21 protein-coding genes and 2 pseudogenes are annotated in these 18,139 nt (G+C 46.4%); 6 read left to right on the top strand and 17 right to left on the bottom strand.

The genetic code is table 11. The features are described from left to right. From RIE73_RS03925 to RIE73_RS03955, 7 genes are all read right to left on the bottom strand, one after another. Positions 1-150: a hypothetical protein gene (locus tag RIE73_RS03925; protein WP_446399940.1), complete on the bottom strand. Its 150-nt coding sequence runs from the start codon at positions 148-150 to the stop codon at positions 1-3. 49 nt (positions 151-199) lie between these two features. Beyond that, a complete protein-coding gene (locus RIE73_RS03930) occupies positions 200-541 on the bottom strand; it encodes a hypothetical protein (RefSeq protein ID WP_446399941.1) in 342 nt (113 codons plus the stop codon). A 307-nt stretch (positions 542-848) separates the two neighbouring features. After that, positions 849-1,073, bottom strand: a complete 225-nt coding sequence (locus RIE73_RS03935) for a hypothetical protein (protein ID WP_446399942.1) — start codon at positions 1,071-1,073, stop codon at positions 849-851. A gap of 242 nt (positions 1,074-1,315) precedes the next feature. Continuing rightward, entirely contained in the window at positions 1,316-2,257 is a 942-nt protein-coding gene (locus RIE73_RS03940) for an SPFH domain-containing protein (protein WP_446399943.1), read from the bottom strand. 201 nt (positions 2,258-2,458) lie between these two features. Next, positions 2,459-3,001 carry an NfeD family protein gene (locus RIE73_RS03945; protein WP_446399944.1) on the bottom strand — a complete coding sequence of 181 codons (543 nt, stop codon included), beginning with the start codon at positions 2,999-3,001 and terminating at the stop codon, positions 2,459-2,461. 10 nt (positions 3,002-3,011) lie between these two features. Next, positions 3,012-3,173, bottom strand: a complete 162-nt coding sequence (locus RIE73_RS03950) for a hypothetical protein (protein WP_446399945.1) — start codon at positions 3,171-3,173, stop codon at positions 3,012-3,014. A gap of 40 nt (positions 3,174-3,213) precedes the next feature. After that, positions 3,214-3,726, bottom strand: a complete 513-nt coding sequence (locus RIE73_RS03955) for an NfeD family protein (protein ID WP_446399946.1) — start codon at positions 3,724-3,726, stop codon at positions 3,214-3,216. A gap of 248 nt (positions 3,727-3,974) precedes the next feature. Between RIE73_RS03955 and RIE73_RS03960 the strand changes: the two are divergent. Then, positions 3,975-4,364 (top strand): annotated as a pseudogene (locus tag RIE73_RS03960) (Uma2 family endonuclease); the annotation flags it as partial. 120 nt (positions 4,365-4,484) lie between these two features. On the opposite strand, the gene bioF reads toward RIE73_RS03960, so the two are convergent. The 7 genes and pseudogenes from bioF to sufB form a co-directional block, all read right to left on the bottom strand. Beyond that, entirely contained in the window at positions 4,485-5,654 is a 1,170-nt protein-coding gene (gene bioF / locus RIE73_RS03965) for an 8-amino-7-oxononanoate synthase (RefSeq protein ID WP_446399947.1), read from the bottom strand. 278 nt (positions 5,655-5,932) lie between these two features. Beyond that, positions 5,933-6,148 carry a hypothetical protein gene (locus RIE73_RS03970; protein ID WP_446399948.1) on the bottom strand — a complete coding sequence of 72 codons (216 nt, stop codon included), beginning with the start codon at positions 6,146-6,148 and terminating at the stop codon, positions 5,933-5,935. 135 nt (positions 6,149-6,283) lie between these two features. Next, positions 6,284-6,643: pseudogene (locus tag RIE73_RS03975) on the bottom strand (Uma2 family endonuclease); the annotation flags it as partial. Positions 6,644-6,785: 142 nt separating this feature from the next. After that, the gene (locus RIE73_RS03980; RefSeq protein ID WP_446399949.1) at positions 6,786-8,048 is read right to left on the bottom strand and encodes a SufS family cysteine desulfurase; all 1,263 of its coding nucleotides are present in this window, start codon (positions 8,046-8,048) and stop codon (positions 6,786-6,788) included. Positions 8,049-8,175: 127 nt separating this feature from the next. Beyond that, entirely contained in the window at positions 8,176-9,534 is a 1,359-nt protein-coding gene (gene sufD, locus RIE73_RS03985) for a Fe-S cluster assembly protein SufD (protein WP_446399950.1), read from the bottom strand. Then, entirely contained in the window at positions 9,534-10,322 is a 789-nt protein-coding gene (gene sufC / locus RIE73_RS03990) for a Fe-S cluster assembly ATPase SufC (RefSeq protein WP_446399951.1), read from the bottom strand. The genes sufD and sufC overlap by 1 nt, the downstream gene beginning before the upstream one ends. A 225-nt stretch (positions 10,323-10,547) precedes the next feature. Continuing rightward, entirely contained in the window at positions 10,548-11,987 is a 1,440-nt protein-coding gene (gene sufB / locus RIE73_RS03995) for a Fe-S cluster assembly protein SufB (protein WP_446399952.1), read from the bottom strand. A gap of 226 nt (positions 11,988-12,213) precedes the next feature. Here sufB and sufR point away from each other — a divergent pair, with 226 nt between their 5' ends. From sufR to RIE73_RS04010, 3 genes are all read left to right on the top strand, one after another. Further along, a complete protein-coding gene (sufR, locus tag RIE73_RS04000) occupies positions 12,214-12,870 on the top strand; it encodes an iron-sulfur cluster biosynthesis transcriptional regulator SufR (protein ID WP_446399953.1) in 657 nt (218 codons plus the stop codon). A 182-nt stretch (positions 12,871-13,052) separates the two neighbouring features. Next, on the top strand, positions 13,053-13,304 hold the full coding sequence (locus RIE73_RS04005; RefSeq protein WP_446399954.1) for a hypothetical protein: 252 nt from the start codon (positions 13,053-13,055) through the stop codon (positions 13,302-13,304). 230 nt (positions 13,305-13,534) lie between these two features. After that, entirely contained in the window at positions 13,535-14,383 is an 849-nt protein-coding gene (locus RIE73_RS04010; RefSeq protein WP_446399955.1) for a hypothetical protein, read from the top strand. 114 nt (positions 14,384-14,497) lie between these two features. Here RIE73_RS04010 and asnS read toward each other — a convergent pair whose 3' ends face one another. Further along, a complete protein-coding gene (gene asnS, locus RIE73_RS04015; RefSeq protein WP_446399956.1) occupies positions 14,498-15,889 on the bottom strand; it encodes an asparagine--tRNA ligase in 1,392 nt (463 codons plus the stop codon). 136 nt (positions 15,890-16,025) lie between these two features. On the opposite strand from asnS, the gene RIE73_RS04020 reads away from it, so the two are divergent. Continuing rightward, positions 16,026-16,262 carry a hypothetical protein gene (locus tag RIE73_RS04020; RefSeq protein WP_446399957.1) on the top strand — a complete coding sequence of 79 codons (237 nt, stop codon included), beginning with the start codon at positions 16,026-16,028 and terminating at the stop codon, positions 16,260-16,262. Between the two features lie 23 nt (positions 16,263-16,285). On the opposite strand, the gene RIE73_RS04025 is transcribed toward RIE73_RS04020, so the two are convergent. Next, complete coding sequence (locus tag RIE73_RS04025; RefSeq protein ID WP_446399958.1) at positions 16,286-16,654, bottom strand: DUF2203 domain-containing protein; 369 nt, start codon at positions 16,652-16,654, stop codon at positions 16,286-16,288. 205 nt (positions 16,655-16,859) lie between these two features. On the opposite strand from RIE73_RS04025, the gene RIE73_RS04030 reads away from it, so the two are divergent. Beyond that, positions 16,860-17,132 carry a DUF6439 family protein gene (locus RIE73_RS04030; RefSeq protein ID WP_446399959.1) on the top strand — a complete coding sequence of 91 codons (273 nt, stop codon included), beginning with the start codon at positions 16,860-16,862 and terminating at the stop codon, positions 17,130-17,132. On the opposite strand, the gene RIE73_RS04035 is transcribed toward RIE73_RS04030, so the two are convergent. Beyond that, positions 17,129-17,575: an ATP-binding protein gene (locus RIE73_RS04035; RefSeq protein ID WP_446399965.1), complete on the bottom strand. Its 447-nt coding sequence runs from the start codon at positions 17,573-17,575 to the stop codon at positions 17,129-17,131. The genes RIE73_RS04030 and RIE73_RS04035 overlap by 4 nt on opposite strands. Positions 17,576-18,139: the final 564 nt, after the last annotated feature.

Consider the following 18,139-nt stretch of genomic DNA (forward strand, 5'->3'; position numbering starts at 1 on the left):
TCAACGACTGACTAACAAACTATCTTCCTGACGAGACGAACGCGATCGCACTCGTTGTCCGCTGTTTATATCGGCTGGCTGAATCAGGAGTTCAAACCCGAATACCAGCAAGATCAGTAGTAAACCAATATAATAATGATGTTCATTCATTGTCCTTCATCCCGACTACCGTCTGATTCATGTAAGCAAGGGATAATCGTCACTTGACATCCTGGATATCAATGCTGGGGGAGTGCCAGTTAAATCCTGTGGTAGAATTGGCATCACCGAGGGATGGACTCACCCGCAGAAATTTGGGTAACGCGATCGCGCCACTTATCCCCAACACCGCTAAGAAAATCACCACACCAACAATTCCGAAGACTCGCTGCGGCGATTTCGATGTCGCGGGAATAAACTCAACGAAAGGAAGCGATTCCGGGTTAGTCAGTGATACATCTTGCAAATTTCCATTTTCATTTAGAGCGTATGTACTATTGAACACCTTGAGACGAGATAAGCGCGTTGGCGATTCATCAGTGTATTTTTGATCATGCATCATTAGTCTCCTTCTCTGAGATGAACCGTTTCGTGCGATCGCGTTAGGCGAATCAACAGTCACATACATCCTGTCTATATTTTTGTTGTACTTGGAGAATAGAGAGAGTAGTGGCTTTGTGTAGGGACATTCACAGATGTGCATTAGGATCTAGAGGATGACTGATTTGACTCAACATCCTCATTCAAACGGGTGGTTATCGGAGTTTAGGACTGAAAACTTTGAGAACTCATCGGCTTCTCATCGAGATGTAGATATTTAGATCCCCGACTTCCTGAAGAAATCGGGAATCTGGGTTCGTGGCGGGTATCTATTCACTCTCAGAGGGTACGGATTGAATCGGCGTCTCTGAACTCACTAGATTTTGGAACGTAGCGATAATCAACGGTAAACCAATAGCCAGCGCCAAAATCAGTGCAATCCACTTAAACCAAATCGTCTTCGGGCGTCCTTTCGCCGGATACCCACAAATCATGCAAATTTCATCATTCGTGCTAGTTAGGGAACCACACACCTTACACGGTTCTAAAGCCATTATCTTTCCGGAGGTGAAGCCATACTCATTGTAGCGCTGCGTTCGTAGTTCGTAGTTTGTAGTAAGGGCTTTAGCCTATCAACTTATAGCCAGAAACCCTCCAAGTGCGATCGCACTCACAGGTGTAGGGTGCGTTAGGCGCATAGTTACTATTAACTTTTACTTCTCAAAGAACATAAGTAGGTGCGTTACGCTAACCCTGGTGCGTTACGCTTCGCTAACGCACCCTACAAAATGAACGTCTAAGCCAACTTACTCAACTCTCCATTACTCTCCTCTGTAATGATCGAACCAATCCCATCTAACGTCGCCGGAATCGTGCGCGGGTCCATAAACATCACCTTACTGCTGTTACTGCTGCCAATTTTTATGCCCATATCCAAATAGTTTTGCGCCAATAAAAACTGTAACGCTTGGGCGGATGAGGGATCAGTTTGTAGCTTTTTGCCAATAATATCCATCGCCGTGGCTGTCCCTTGCGCCTTGAGAACTTGCTGCTTTTGTTGCGCTTCCGCCTCCAAAATAGCCGCCCGTTGACGCGCTTGTGCTTCAATAATTTGTGCCTCTGCTTCACCCCTGGCACTATTAACAACAGCTTCTCGTTCTCCTTCTGATGTCAGAATTGCCGCCTGTTTTTTCCGTTCGGCTGACATCTGTAATTCCATCGCCCCTTGCACGGTTTTAGATGGCACAATATCTCGCAATTCTACCCGTGTTACCTTGACTCCCCAAGGGGCGGTGGCAATATCTAATTCCCGCAATAGCATTTCATTCACTTCGGTGCGGGCGGTAAAGGTTTGGTTCAGTTCAAGTTTTCCCATTTCTGAGCGAATTTGAGTTAATACTAAATTGACCATGGCGGCTTTCAGGTTCTGAACTTTGTAATAGGATTTTTCCAGATTAATGACCCGCCAATACACCACAGCATCCACTCCAATTGAAACATTATCACGAGTAATGCAATTTTGCGGTGGAATCTCTAATACTTGTTCGCGAATCGTTTCCTGGCAAGCAATCTGATCTAGGAATGGGATAACAAAATTTAGACCAGGTTCCAGTTTTTTACCATCATATCGACCCAGAGTTTCAACTAATGCCTCTTCTCCTTGCTTAATAATCTTGACACTCCCCGCTAAGGTTGTACCTGTTAGCGCGATAAATGCCATAAAAAACCACTGATACATTTTAATTCTCCTCTTGAGTACAATGAGATTAACTTGAACGTGAACGCCTCAGACATTAGTCATGTAGAGTCCTAGGACATCGGTTAAGAAACCGGGTTTCTTGGAGTGAAAGGTTGATATGGCGTTGTCATCCTCACGAGAAACCCGGTTTCTAGGAATACTTGACCGACGATGAACCATGAACCATGAACCATGAACCAATTAAGACCGAAACAAATGTTCTGGTAGAACAATTAACGTGTTATCGTCTTGTCCGACAACATAAACGGTTAAATTAGCCGGGATACTCATTTGCCGTTCTTGACAACGCGCCGCCCAAGAACTGCCTTCATAGAGAACTCGTCCAGTTTCTCCAGGTAAAATTTCCGTTAATGTTTTGGCTTCCGTTGCTTCGGGAACTTTAAATTTCTTCCGCTTGAGTAACATCGGACGTATCCAGATAACCGAGGCGGTAGACAGTACCATCCAGTAAGCCACCTGCCAGCGAAATGCGATAAATCTTGTCATTCTCAACAAGCTAAATGCTATGATTAGGGAAATAATTCCCATTGACAGAGGCACAAGTCGGAATTTTTGGCTAAAGGTTTTCGGCAGAAACAATTCCAGTAGGCAAAGTACAACACCGCTACCTAACCAGAATAGGGATGGATGAGGGATAAAGGCTGACTTCGTAGTCGCTTGTGCCAGAATGGTTTGGGCATCAATGCGATTTACTTCTGCCTGCATTAGCAGTAATGTGAACATCTGACTATTTTCAAATAGAAGACTGAGATGCGGCGGCGGATTTTTTTGTTCGGCTGGGGTTAGGAGGTTGGGATTGCGGGGTTTTGCAGCTAGTTAAACTGAACAAGACTAGAGATAGAACTGGCGCTAAAGCGCAACTACGAACCAGCGCGATCGCACGATAATTTAGCATACGCCTACCTTTTATAAAGGACAAACGAGGAAAGAGTAACTCATGGCATTACAATCAAGGTATTATCCTCTCGCCGCACCACATAAACCGTTTGGTTGGGTGCGATCGCAAGCTGCGGATCGGCACAACAGGCTTGCCAAGAGGAACCCTCATACATCACTCGTCCCGTTTCTCCCGGTAATATCTCGGTTAACACCTGGGCTTGAGTTGCTTCTGGGATAGTATATTTAGGACGCCGAATCAATATCGGGCGCAACCAGATAGCAAAGGCAAAGGATAATCCCATCCAATACATCACCTGTAAGCTAAACCCGTCATACATCAGAAATTGCCACTCAAACCCCAGTGCGATCGCGCCCTGCCATACAATCAATGAGACAAGTAGCGCACCTACACCCATCATCAGGGCAATAAACCGGAATCGCTTCGCCCAAGATTTGGGGATAAGGAATTCAACTAGGCAAAGTAGAATACCTACAATCAGCCAAAATATAGGGGGAGTAATCCGAAAGGTTGATTGAGTCGTCGCCTGTGCCAAAACTTGGGATAACACATGAATGTCCTCGTGAACTCGGTTAATCGCAAGGATTTTCTCTTGCTAATTGCTATTAAATCCGGTGGTGATTTGAGTTCGTGATGGAGTTGTTCGAGTTCTTATCGAGTTCTCATCGACTTTTGAGTCATATCATGTCCGGTAGAATACTTACACTATCGGTAGAGACAAGGCAGAAGGCAGGAGGCAGAGGGCAGAAGGTAAGGAAGAAGGTTGCAAGGCACAAGGGAATAATGACTGTTTAGGCTGTCATGGTTATTTCAGGAGAACCTGACTATTACCATAACCGCACTGACACAATTACGAATCCTCAGGTGATTATCGAGATTTTGTCAAAATCCACCCAAGGCTATGACCGCAGTGACAAGTTTCAAGCTTACCGTACAATTCCCAGTTTTCGGGAATATTTACTCCTGGATCAAACTAAACGATATGTCGAACATTTTTCTAAGATAGACGCTAAACAATGGTCATTGCGAGAATATGACGAATCTGATGAGGCGATCGCCTTCTCCTCACTCGATTTTGAAATTTCCTTAACTGATGCTTACAACAAGGTTAAATTTGAATCCGAAGATGCTGAGTTTGTCATCCGTTGGGGCGGGTTTAGTGACATCAGGGTGAAAAGCAAATGTTAATGGTAAAACCCGCCCCTACAATTTCCTCATCTTCCCCAGCTCCCTCTGCTCCCTCTGCTCCCCCAGCTCCCCCATCTTCCCCATCTTCCCTCACCACAACACTTATTCAGCAGCCTCTAATTAAGCCAACCCCCGCAGCAGTGATTGCACTAATAACTGAAAGTGAGTCGCTTCATGAGTTGCCATAACCGAAATGCGAATCCGACTGGTGGGAACCGTGGGAGGACGAATGGCTGGGGCGAAAATACCTGCCGTTTTTAGCTGTTGTGCCGTGATTAGAACGTCTTTAACGCTGGGAAATTGAAGGCACAGAATTGGAGATTCAGACGGCAATACATTCAGCCCAGATAACTTTTGCTGAATCAAAGACTTGAGCATTTCTACATTCTGCCACAGTCGATCGCGACGTTGCGGTTCTTTTTGGACAATTTCAATCGCCGTTAACGCCGCCGCCGTATCAGCCGGAGATAATCCAGTAGTATAAATCCAGCTAGGGGCGCGATTTCTCAAGAAATCAATTAGAGTCGCTGAACCCGCAATATATCCCCCCAAACTCCCCAATGCTTTACTCAATGTTCCCATTTGAATTAAGGGATATTTCGTACAACCCAAATGTTCTACACAGCCTGCACCTGTAACACCTAAAACACCCGTCGCGTGGGCTTCATCGACTAATACCATGCTGCTAAATTGATCCGCTAGTGAGAGAATGTCTGGCAAGGGACATAAATCCCCATCCATACTAAAAACGCTATCAGTCGCAATCAGACAACGGCGGTAATTGTGACGATAGTGAACCAGTTGATGCTTTAAATCTTCCATATCCCTGTGGCTATAGTTGATTACCGTCGCACCACTTAAAATTGCCCCATTCTTGAGACTAGAGTGATTATACTGATCTGCCAGAATCAGATCTCGCTTCCCGACTAAAGCCGCGATCGCACCTAAATTTGCCAGATAACCCGAACTAAATACCAGTGCATCTTCAGTTTGTTTCAGAGAGGCGATCGCACATTCCAATTCTCGATGCAATTCCCGATGTCCACTGAGTAACCGAGACCCGGTACTACCTGTACCATAGTGCTGAGTTGCTGTAATCGCGGCTTGAATTAAACGTTCATCTCCCGCCAATCCTAAATAATCATTACTAGCAAAATTAATGACTTCTTGCCCTTCCAGTTTGACCACCGCACCGGGACGATTGTGCAGCGTTTGCACTGAACGATACCAATTGGCTTTATGGATAGTAGCAAGAGAGTCTTCTAACCAAGCATAAGGATTGGTTGTCATAAGTAGGGGCTGCTGAATAAGTCTTGTAGTGGGGAGAGGGAATAGGGAATAGGCAATAGTCACGCCAGTAGTAGCTTGGCACACCTTAAGTGGTAGATTAGCATTGTAGGGGCGCAAGGCTTGCGCCCGGTTTAAACGTCAAATCTATTCCACAATCTTAGCTGTGTCAGTCCGCCATCGTGGACATTGCCCACCAGCCTTAAGGATCGTGACATTCCACATAAGGTTGAGATTAGGGAACAGGCAACAGAAAATACACAATTTAAATGCGTTTTAGTTTACTCGTTTTCAGCAGCCGGATCAACTTTATCCTGTTGAGTTTCCCCATTTGCCACACTCTCAACCAAACCCATTTCAAAGGCAATTTCCGGTAAATCTTCAGCCTTATATTTTCCCGGTTGAAACATCTGTCCAGGGGTTAAACACATCTGTTTGAGTTCAACAACTTCAGTGGGAGCAAATAATCCTTTCCATCTTCTATTCTCAATGCCCATAGCTGATGACTCCTACGGTGATAAGGACGAAATCCCTGTAGTGCGAACATCCTGCTCGCTACTCATACCTAATTTAAATGCGTGACAGCTTATTCCCCTATTTTAGCGGTACCACATCTGTATTTCATACTTTATTTATAAATTTTCTCTCACCCAAGCGCGAAACGCTTTCAACAGCGCAATTTCGCCCATTGTTTTACGCTGCTGAATAAATCGGCTCATTGCACTCACAGATACCAAAGGAAAAGCCAAACTAGATTCACACTCAACATAGTGTCCTTCTACCCATTGATAGAAGCGCAAAACCTGCCCGTTATACCGCCAAATTTCAGGGACACCTAGCGCCGAGTAAATCCTCAACTTATCTACAGAACTACTGGTCATATCAATTTCAATCGCTAAGTCAGGCGGCGGATCAATGTCTAAATCAATATCTTGCCGACCTCGAACAGCAGGTTCATTTTGGATATAATAACAATTATCTGGTTCTATCCCTATATAATCTCAGTTGAATGGCACGAACCTACTCTCTAAAAAAACCTCTGCGTCCCTCTGCGCTTACCTCTGCGTACCTCTGCGTTAAAAAAAATCCCTAACCACCCAAAACTGTAGGGTAGGCATTACCCACCCCACAACTCTACTCCATAACACTCTTAAAAAAGTCAATCGTCTCTTTCAACGCCTGAACAAACACATCAATCTCTTCCCGCGTATTGTAAAAATACAAACTCGCCCGCGCCGAACCTGCTACCTCTAAAATGCGGTGCAACGGTTGAGTACAGTGATGACCGGAACGAATCGCTACTCCTTCATGGTCTAATAGAGTAGACACATCACTTGCTGCTAATCCCTTCGCATTAAAGGATGCCAAAGCCGCCCTTCCTTTCCCCTCTGCTGTCGGTTGGGGACCATACAGAGTCAAATCAGGAACATCCCGTAATTGCTGGAACAGATACGCCGTCAATTCCTCCTCATAGGCATGGATTTTATCCATACCAATCCCCATTAAATAGTCTACCGCCGCACCCAGCGCGATCGCTTCCCCAATCGCAGGGGTTCCGGCTTCAAATTTGTGGGGCAATTCGGCGTAGGTGGAATAGTCGAGAAAGACTTCCGAAATCATCTCACCGCCACCCATAAACGGCGGCATGTCCAGCAACAAGTCTAACTTGCCATACAAGAAACCAATCCCTGTAGGCGCACACATTTTGTGACCCGATGCCACTAACCAGTCACAGTCCATCCCCTGAACATCAATTGGCATATGAGGCACAGATTGGCAAGCATCAATCAATACCTTAGCGCCATACTCATGCGCGATCGCACAAATCTCCTCCACCGGGTTAATACACCCCAACGTATTCGAGACATGCACCACACTAACTAACTTCGTCTTCTCAGAAATCAGAGACTTAAACTGGTCTAAATCAAACGCCTGAGTTTCCGTCAGTTCCACATACTTCAACACCGCCCCCGTCTTCTGGGCAATGATTTGCCAGGGTACCATATTGCTGTGATGTTCCATCACCGAGAGAATGATTTCATCCCCTGGCTGCAAACGATTTAATCCCCAGCTATACGCCACCAAGTTAATCGCTTCTGAAGCATTCCGGGTAAACACAATCTCATTCCGCGACGCCGCATTCACAAACGCCGCCACCTTATCCCGCGCTGACTCATACGCTTCTGTGGCGCGGACACTCAACGCATGGGCGCCTCGGTGGACATTGGCATTGTCCCTTTCATAATAATTTTGCAGCGCCTTAATCACCGCTAACGGCTTCTGAGAGGTGGCAGCACTGTCAAGATAAATTAACGGTTTATCGTGAACTTTCTCCTGCAAAATGGGAAAGTCAGAACGGACGATAGCAGCTAGGGTTTTTTCTTGGGTGATGGTCATTGGTTATTGGTCGAGGGAACAGGGAACAGGGAATAGGGAATAGGGAACAGAGGGAAAGGAATACAGCCTTTTTTCTGTGTTAAAAAAACATCTACCCTTTTTCACGACTCATTTCCGTTCCCTATTACTAAATTGTTCTACACATCGCACATTGGGCAAGTCTTTGCCGCAGGGAGTCCACAGGAATCCGTTGGAGAATTTCCGCGACAAAGGCATCAATTAACAGATTCCGGGCATTGGTTTCATTCAGTCCCCGACTTTGTAAATAGAACACATCCTCCGGGTCTAATTGACTCACCGTAGCACCGTGAGAACATTTTACTTGGTCAGCCGTAATTTCCAATTGCGGTTTGGTATTCACACGGGCTTTAGCGGACAGCAATAAATTGCGATTCAATTGAGCCGCATTGGTAAATTGAGCCGCTTGCGGCACGAAAACCTTACCATTGAAGACTCCATGCGCCCGGTCATCTATGATACATTTGTGCAACTGGTCGGTCATGCCATGAGGATGATTCAACAGTACAGCACTGTGGGTATCGGCTACCTGTTCCCCACCAATCATGGTTAACCCGTTCAGCGTGGTTTCCGTCGCTTCACCCGTTTGCGCGATTTCTAAATTATGCCGGGAGAGTCTCGCCCCTAAACTAATCGCGTTACAGGTATAGCGGCTATTCCGGGCTTGAGTGACGGCTGTTTTGCCAATGTGGAACCCATCCATCGCTTCTCGCTGATTCCGGGTATGGATAACCTGGGCGTTATCCTCAATCCAAATCTCTGTCACTTGGTTATTAAAATAAGGACGATTTACCGGAATATCGGGACATCCTTCCACATTCGCCGCGAAATGTTCAATCAGATTCACCACCGAACCCGCTTCCGCGACAACGAGACAGCGCGGTTGGCATATTACAGGTACGTCGTCAGTGGTGGAAATAAACAGCAGATGAATCGGTGTCTCCACTATTCTATTTTTGGGTATCCACACCACCGCCGCATCCGTGAGTCCCGATGTATTCAGGGCGGCGAAAACATCAGACGCGCCTTGTTGCTTGCCTAAATAATTGGAGATTCGTCCCTGATACGCATCGGGTAAACCCGCCAAATTCCCCACATATACGCCTTCAGGTAATCCACTCACCGACGATAAATCCGGCGCATACACCCCATTGACAAAGACTAATCGACTATCCGGGGTTTCGGGTAGGGTGAGGGAAGTTAGGTCTAAATGTTGCAGGAATTGTTCAAAAAACGCCTCAACTCCTTGGAAATTCACCGCCAATAATGGCGACAAATCCGTAAACCGCCATTCTTCATCCCGACGGCTAGGAATCGCTAATTCTTCCACAATCGCCGCCGCTTGATCCCGCAATTGTTGGAGAGTGGCGTTTAATTCTCCCCCGACAATGGGTTCATCCTGGCGACATTGGTCTAATAACGCCTTTAAATAGGAAAGTTCCGGTTTTGCAGATAGTTGTATACTCATCAGGCAATCACCTCAGCCGCCGCTTCTTCTATTACCCAGTCATAACCACGGGATTCTAATTCTAATGCCAATTCCTTACCCCCGGTTTTGAGGATGCGCCCTCCTGCCATAACATGGACATAATCGGGTTCAATATAATTGAGCATCCGCTGGTAGTGAGTAATCAAAATCATGGCATTGTCCGGAGTTGCCAATTGATTTACCCCATTGGCGACAATCTTCAGCGCGTCAATATCCAAACCAGAATCCGTTTCATCTAAAATCGCCATTTTTGGTTCTAACAGCGCCATCTGTAGAATCTCATTCCGCTTCTTCTCGCCGCCAGAGAAGCCTTCATTTAAACTCCGTTCTAAGAAGCTGGGATTCATCTTGACAATTTCCAGCTTTTCTTCTATGAGATCTTCAAAATCAAACGTATCAATTTCCTCTAATCCCTGATGCTTACGGCGGGAATTATAAGCGACGCGCAAGAAGTCTAAATTGCTGACACCGGGAATTTCTAAGGGATACTGAAACGCTAGAAATATGCCAGCTAATGCCCGTTCTTCGGGTTCGAGTTCCAGCAGATTTTGCCCCAGAAAGGTGATCTCGCCCCCGGTAACTTCGTAGGCGGGGTGTCCGGCTAAAAGCTTAGAAAAGGTGCTTTTACCGGAGCCATTCTGCCCCATGATGGCGTGAATTTCTCCCGCCTTCACCTCTAGGTTTAAGCCGTTAAGAATTTGTTGTCCTTCAACATTTGCCGTCAAATTGCGGACGGATAAGATTACGTCGCTATTTTCTCTAATCATTGCCTTTTACTACACATTTGTGCCAATTCAAATAGATGGGATGTTCAAGACGTAGCATGCTACGTCTCTACAGTCAGGGCGGGTGTAGGGTGCGGTAGGGTGCGTTAGCGTTCGCGAAGCGTTCCCGCAGGGTAGCGTAACGCACCATTTCAAGCGTAACGCACCATTTCAAACGATAGTCGTAAAACCCGCCCCTACAGACGCGCCATAGTATTTCCCCAATCCTTAACCCACGGTTCCTTCTAATTTCAGACTCAATAATTTATCGGCTTCAGCGGCAAATTCCATGGGTAGTTCGTTGAAGACATCCTGACAGAACCCACTAACAATCATGGAAACCGCATCTTCTTCGGAGATTCCCCGTTGGGTAAAGTAGAAAAGCTGATCCTCGCCAATTTTTGAGGTTGAGGCTTCGTGTTCCACCTTCGCCTTATTATTTTCGACTTGAATATAAGGGAACGTATTTGCCTCAGCGGTATCCCCAATTAACATGGAATCGCATTGGGAATAATTCCGCGCCCCTTTAGCTTTCGGACTCACTTTCACTAATCCCCGATAGCTATTCTGAGAATTGCCAGCGGAAATCCCTTTAGAAATAATCGTGCTACGGGTATTTTTGCCAATATGCACCATTTTGGTTCCGGTGTCGGCTTGCTGCATGTTATTGGTTAACGCCACGGAGTAAAACTCACCCACGGAGTTATCTCCAACCAAAACACAACTGGGATACTTCCAGGTAATCGCTGAACCCGTTTCCACCTGTGTCCAGGAAATCTTGGAGTTAACCCCTTTGCACAAGCCGCGCTTGGTGACAAAGTTATAGATTCCGCCTTTACCCTTTTCATCCCCTGCAAACCAGTTTTGCACGGTGGAGTATTTAATCTCAGCGTTATCTAGGGTGACGAGTTCGACAACGGCGGCGTGGAGTTGGTTGGTGTCGTACATGGGGGCGGTACACCCTTCTAAGTAACTCACCGAACTCCCTTCTTCGGCGACAATCAAGGTGCGTTCAAACTGTCCCGTTTCTCCAGTATTAATCCGGAAATAGGTGGACAGTTCCATGGGACATTCCACGCCTTTGGGAATAAACACAAAGGAACCGTCACTAAATACCGCCGAGTTCAAAGCAGCAAAGTAATTATCGCCCACGGGGACTACGCTACCCAGATATTTCTGCACCAATTCTGGGTGTTCTTGTAGCGCTTCGGAGATGGAACAAAAGATAACGCCCGCTTCCCCTAACTTTTCTTTAAACGTGGTGGCGACGGAAACGCTATCGAAAATCGCATCTACCGCCACGTTCGACAGTCGCTTCTGTTCAGATAGGGGAATCCCCAGCTTTTCAAAGGTTTCCAGCAGGGCGGGGTCAACGTCCTCTAGGCTGTTCAGCTTTTCCGTTTTCTTCTTCGGAGCGGAGTAGTAAATGATATCCTGATAGTTGATCGGTGGATAGTGAACGTGGGGCCACGTCGGTTCCTCCATTTTCAGCCATTGGCGATAGGCTTTGAGGCGAAACTCTAGCATGAACTCCGGTTCGTTCTTCTTGGCGGAGATCAGGCGGACTACGTCTTCACTCAAGCCACGGGGAATGGTATCGGCTTCGATGTCGGTGACAAAGCCGTACTTGTAGGGCTGGTTGACTAATTTTTTAACGGTAGCAGTCATTCGCTTGTGTGTTCTCTCTTCGATTAAGGATGGGAAGTGGTTCGTCTGTGGTTACCAGTTTGACTGGGTTCTGGCTGATTGCGGTAACGTTGCACTAGCTCTAGACTAAAACAACACCTTTGTTGTTTAACTCTATTGTAGGTTATATTAACAACTAAGATGTTGTCAAAGTCAACTAAATTTCTTCTCTTGCCCTAACACAAGCGTGATTTCACCCCAAAAGCCGATGACCACCACTCAGCAATCTTCTACCAAGCAAGACATTTTACAGTATTTACTCAAACAGGAGCGAGCGATCGCCCATGCATTAGCCGAAGCGCTGGATATTAGTCCCCAAGCCATTCGCCGTCACCTGAAGGATTTGGAAGCCGAGGGACTAATTGAGTATGAGTCGGTATCCATGGGAATGGGGCGTCCCCAGCACGTTTACCAACTCAGCAAAAAAGGACGCGATCGCTTCCCTAACCACTATGGTGAGTTTGCCGTGTCTTTGCTAGACACCCTGGAAGAAACCGTGGGTCGGGATCAGGTGAGTACCATCCTCCAGAAACAGTGGGAACGCAAAGCCATGGAATACCGCCAGCTTTTGGGTCAAGGTTCATTAGCCGAACGAGTGGCTAAATTGGTCGAACTGCGCCAAAGTGAAGGATACATGGCGGAATGGTATCCAGTTGAATCCAGCGATGCTAGTGACCAGACTCATAACCAGTTTATTTTCCGAGAACACAACTGTGCAATTTCCAACGTCGCTGAATCCTTTCCCAGCGTCTGCGGACATGAGTTAGAAATGTTTGCCGCTATCCTACCCGATTGTCAAGTCGAGCGCACCCACTGGATTAATCAAGGAGAACATCAGTGTGGCTATTTGATTCAGGCGAAATAGTTTGTTATTGGTCATTGGTCATTTGTCCTTTGTCCTTTGTCCTTTGTCCTTTGTCCTTTGCTTCCTCATCTTCCCCATCTCCCCAAGAAGGGCGGGTTTAGTCAAGTTATCGGTTTTGTGCCACAACGTTATGGGTAAAACCCGCCCCTACAGATTGACTTTCCCTGCACCTCCACTTTCTTATGTCCCAACAACCGACAACACAATTTTTAAGTCCAGAGGAATCTGCTGCAGTAGATCAAGCGTTACTCGCATCCCATGAGAAGTTTTTAACCCGATTAACCATTTCATCCCTACGCCTTTTAACCCATATTGCCCAAGACACAGGAGTAGCGGTTGAAGAATTGACGCCTCAGCAGGTGATTGATTGGTTTGAAAAAGACAGTAAGATTCGCCGCGAACAGGGATCAGATGCCGCATTTTTGAAGTGGTGATTGGGTACTGCCACGCCACTCATACCAAGTTGCAGTCAAGGAGGTAATCTGTGAAAATCACGCCTCAAAAATTTACATAAGTTAACAAAACTAAATTTATTCAAATAAATAAAATAAGTTTGCCAAGAATTTATAGATTGAGCAGGTAATTTTATGCGGATTTTACCTATTCGCTGGTGAAGGTTAATTATGATGGCGAGTATACAAAACTCGTGCGTAGAGGTAATTCCGTGAAACTTAAATTAACATTTTTACTATCAGTCGCCTTCGTCGCGGGTGTAACGGCAAAAGCGCAAGCGGCGAATTTTTTTACCTATAATCCGAATGAGCAAGAAATTTATCACAGCACATTTGATCACGCCGACGATTGGCAGCTAAACGATACCACCGTTGATCAAGGTGAACTTCAGGCTAATCCGGAGGCGAATTGGGCATCAGCCTACTACGATCTCTCATCCTTAAATAGACTGGATTTAGATGATGGTGATATCGCTCTTTACTGGAGCGCTCGCACAGACCGAAGCAAACCCGAACTGGGTAAGTTCTTTATGGAACTGAATGTTGCGCCAACAGATACCCAGGAACCGCGCCAAATTAACTGGAATATCCGTCCTATTTCTCCCCGTGATGGCAATTTCCGCAATTTACCCTATTTACTTTACGTTGATCCCGGCTTTCATATTCCCCATGAAGTCGAGCAAGAACTGGTTGTTCCGGATCAATTTCCTGATACTGAAACTTACGAGAATTTCCGACTCACGCTCAGTAAAACGGGAGTGGATACGGTTGAAGTTACACCTTACTATTGGCTGAATGATAATTGGCAAGTGTTTTCCGCTAAAGACGGTTCAACCCTACCCATGAGCGTCAGTATCCAAGATAATCTGGAAGGTCAAGACTATTTTGAATCCCTCAGTTTTCGGTTCCGCAAAAATCGATCCTATCTTGATGCAGTTGCCATTACTCGAATTCCCACCGATTCAGAACCCGTCGATATTCCAGAAGCGTCTACAGCATTAGGTTTATTCGCTATGGGTGCTTGGGGAATCCGTAAATTGATTCAAAAGCTGAATCGATAAGAAGAATTAACACGTTTCTCAGAGCCGATTTGGTATCACTGAGATTTTACCGAAGAATTGGCTGCTCCCTGGGAAGGGCGGGTTTAGTGTTAGACGGAATTTGACTGGAAACGGTTAAAATTCGGCACTCAAGGGTGTGCGGGGGAAGGGAATCACGTCTCGTATATTTCCCATCCCTGTCATAAACTGCACTAATCGCTCAAATCCTAAACCAAATCCTGCATGGGCAACGGTACCATAGCGCCGCAAGTCTAGATACCACCACAACTCCTCTGGATTCATTCCCTGATTCTGGATGCGCTGCTGGAGGACATCGAGGCGTTCCTCCCGTTGGGAACCACCAATAATTTCCCCAATCTTCGGCGCGAGTACGTCCATGGCGGCGACGGTTTTGCCGTCCTCGTTCAAACGCATATAGAATGCCTTGATCCCTATGGGGTAATCGCTCACTATAACCGGTTTCTGAAAGAGTTCCTCTGCCAAATAGCGTTCATGTTCCGACTGTAAGTCTGTCCCCCACTCCACGGGATACTCGAACTTGCGGTCAGCTTTTTCTAATTGCGTGATCGCATCCGTATAGGTAATGCGCTCAAACTGGTTGTTGATAATATTGTCCGCTGTTGCCAGAACGGTATTATCAATCCGCTTATTGAAAAATTCCATGTCTTCGGGACAGTTCTCGAGTACCGAGGAGAATACATATTTGAGAAACTCCTCCGCCAAGTCCATATCGCCCTGTAAATCACAGAATGCCATTTCCGGTTCCACCATCCAAAACTCGGCTAAATGGCGGGAGGTATTGGAATTTTCCGCCCGGAATGTCGGACCAAAGGTATACACATTCCCAAATGTCATCGCCATCACCTCGGCTTGCAGTTGACCACTAACCGTCAGGTAGGCTTGGCGTCCAAAGAAGTCTTGGCTAAAGTCCACCAATTGATCTTCGGTTTTGGGAATCTCGTTGAGGTTGAGATTGGTTACGGTAAACAGTTCTCCCGCCCCTTCACAATCGCTTGCGGTGATAATCGGGCTGTGAATCCACAAAAATCCCCGTTCCTGAAAGAACTGGTGGATAGCACTAGCACAAGCGTTACGCACTCGTAACACAGCACCGATTGTATTGGTACGCGATCGCAGATGCCCAATGGTTCGCAAAAATTCAAAGGAATGGCGTTTCTTCTGTAGCGGATAAGTGGCGGGATCGGCTTCCCCATACACCTGCACCGAATTTGCCCTCAATTCAATTCGTTGTCCTTTTCCCGGAGACGGCACCAATACGCCAGCCACTTCTACAGACGCCCCAGTGTTGACCTGTTGGAGAATCGTTTGATACTCCGGTACGTCGGGATTCAGGATCACTTGCAAATTTGCCAAACAGGAGCCATCATTCACCTCCATAAAGGCAAACTCTTTAAGTTCTCGTTTCGTGCGTACCCAGCCTTGGATGGTTACGGTTTCATCCGGCTGACCCGTGCGTAAAAGTTGTGCGATCGGTTTCTTTTGCATAATTTTGACAGTTTATCAGAATCAGTCCTACCCGGTTTGTCCTTATCTGGACAATTCATTTAGCTGGTTTTAGCGTCAGTTGAATAGGAATTCCGATTGGGGATCAATGTAAAACACAATAGGATCAATTATTTTTTTGAATGGACGGGGGATTGGTCATGAGCCGGAGATAGATAGTTCCACTGCCTTGGTGTGGATCAATCCTTCAAGCTCGGCGACGAGAAATCCGGGTAGAAACAGGATGGGCAGATTGGGCGGTTCGTTAACTATTGTGAAGGGTTTTGTCGCCAATTGGCAAGGAGAAGAGGGTGAGGCGAGGACATTGAGTGGAGGGCGACCCGATACCATTGAGCTAACTGGGATTGTTAATTGATGCAGGCGGGTCGCCCCTACCGATTAACCGGCACAAGATTTGAGCAACCAGCCGATCGCAATCCCCAGTCCGCCAAAGCGAACGGCTTGCCAAAAGGGTTCTTTCAAAGCACTCCAGGAAAAAAGGCGACTCTCTAGATTGAGTTCAATGGTTTCTAGCTGCTCCTTAATTTGCCGGAGTTCAGCTTTTAAGGCGGGTGGGTTACGGATTTGACGTGGGGATCGTCTAATTTGCTCGCGACGGTGCTGAAGCTGAGCTTGTCGCTGTTGATCCCGTTGGACTTGTGCATAGCGCTCTTTAAGAGCTTCTAGCGATCGCTCGACCTCAGATAACACTTGCTCAAATTCGTCAGCATCGGGATGTTGCTGATTCTGATCCCAATCAGCGCTCATAAGGAAATAGGGAATAGGGAACAGTCGATGGGCGAAAAAAGATCTACAATCAAACACGAAACCCTAGTACAACGGGCGTGGACATAACCCCCGTAGTTAACAATAGACGCAAAAGCAGACACGATAAACAAGTGCAGCCTTATGCCCTCTTTTACTAGGGGTTTCAGCCGTGAGATTCGCTTAACCAACTCTTATATCTAGACTGATGGAATTGACCAAAACCGATAGTCTCAAAGATGCCAGTACCCTAGAACTTGCCCAAGCCTTGGCAGAACGCTTAGGGATCACACCCCAAGATTGGCATCGATTAAAGTCAAATCGCCCAGCTAGAGCCAAGGAGCAAGCAGCGGCGGCTTTAGTCTTTCTGCTCAAAGAACAACCAGAGGAAGCTCTGGTTCGATTGCGTCAGGCGTCAGGATGGCTAGATCGCTCAATCTCAGCCCCCCCTTGCCCAACTCATGGAAATCGCGATCGCTAGGGAATCAAGGGTAACCTTGATCGACTCTTCATGTGTTTGCACACTCGTAATTCAGTCCCCTGAGGATTCCAGTGAACTTGATCGAAAATTTGGTAGAGGAGGCATAACCCTCTACCATTTTCTGATTCATCATGGGGAAAACTGTCGCTAGTCTCTCCTTGACGACAAGGCGGAGAAAAGCCGGAACCTTGATCTGAGATTATCCACCAATATTCATCATCGATGACACAAAAGTGAACCATTACGGTCTTACTCGGGTCTAAATTATTGCCGTGCTTTGCCGCATTTACCAATGCCTCTTGGAGTCCAAGTCGGATCTCTGGTCGCCACTTGCGCGGAATTTGTTCGACAAGTAGGTCGAGAATTGGGCAAAGGTAAAGGGTAGAAGCAAAGCTAATGGTTCCCCAGTTACGTTCAACTGGGCGCAAAGATGATACAGCAATCACTTAAAAAACCCCTAACTTTTTGTTGGTGGACTGGATGCATGACACGGGCTATTGCCGCGTTTTTTGATCTCATTTTTCTCAAACCAGACTCTCTACACTCAGGTATGAGTTATAATAAAGGTTTGTCCAGATTTTGTATACTAGCACCCTAATCTTTGAATACACGGATCTAATTTTGTCGGATCTAATTTTGTAGAATCCTCATGCTCAATCTTGAGTTCCTCTGCCATCAGCAGGTTCGTGAGCTTCTTTTGGTTGTGGTGAATACTTGCAACTACTGCCCATTGATTGGTAGATTGTGGTATGATAAATCAAATTTGCCTCTAAGGGGGTAGTTTTTCTCTAAATAGTTAGAGAATGGACTTTATCTACTATTGTATCGAAACTCCTCTTTAAACACCAGAGCTTTGTCTTAAATGAGGGTAAGATACGCTACACAGAACAGTTGCCCGACAATATTGGGGATTGTCGATTGGTGTTCCATCATGGTCAACACTACATCTGCGTTCCCCATGACGTGCCACGACAATTGTCCGAGAACCAAGGACGTGTCGTGGCACT

The organism is Coleofasciculus sp. C1-SOL-03, assembly GCF_040220555.1.
In the GTDB taxonomy this organism is placed as follows: domain Bacteria; phylum Cyanobacteriota; class Cyanobacteriia; order Cyanobacteriales; family Coleofasciculaceae; genus Coleofasciculus.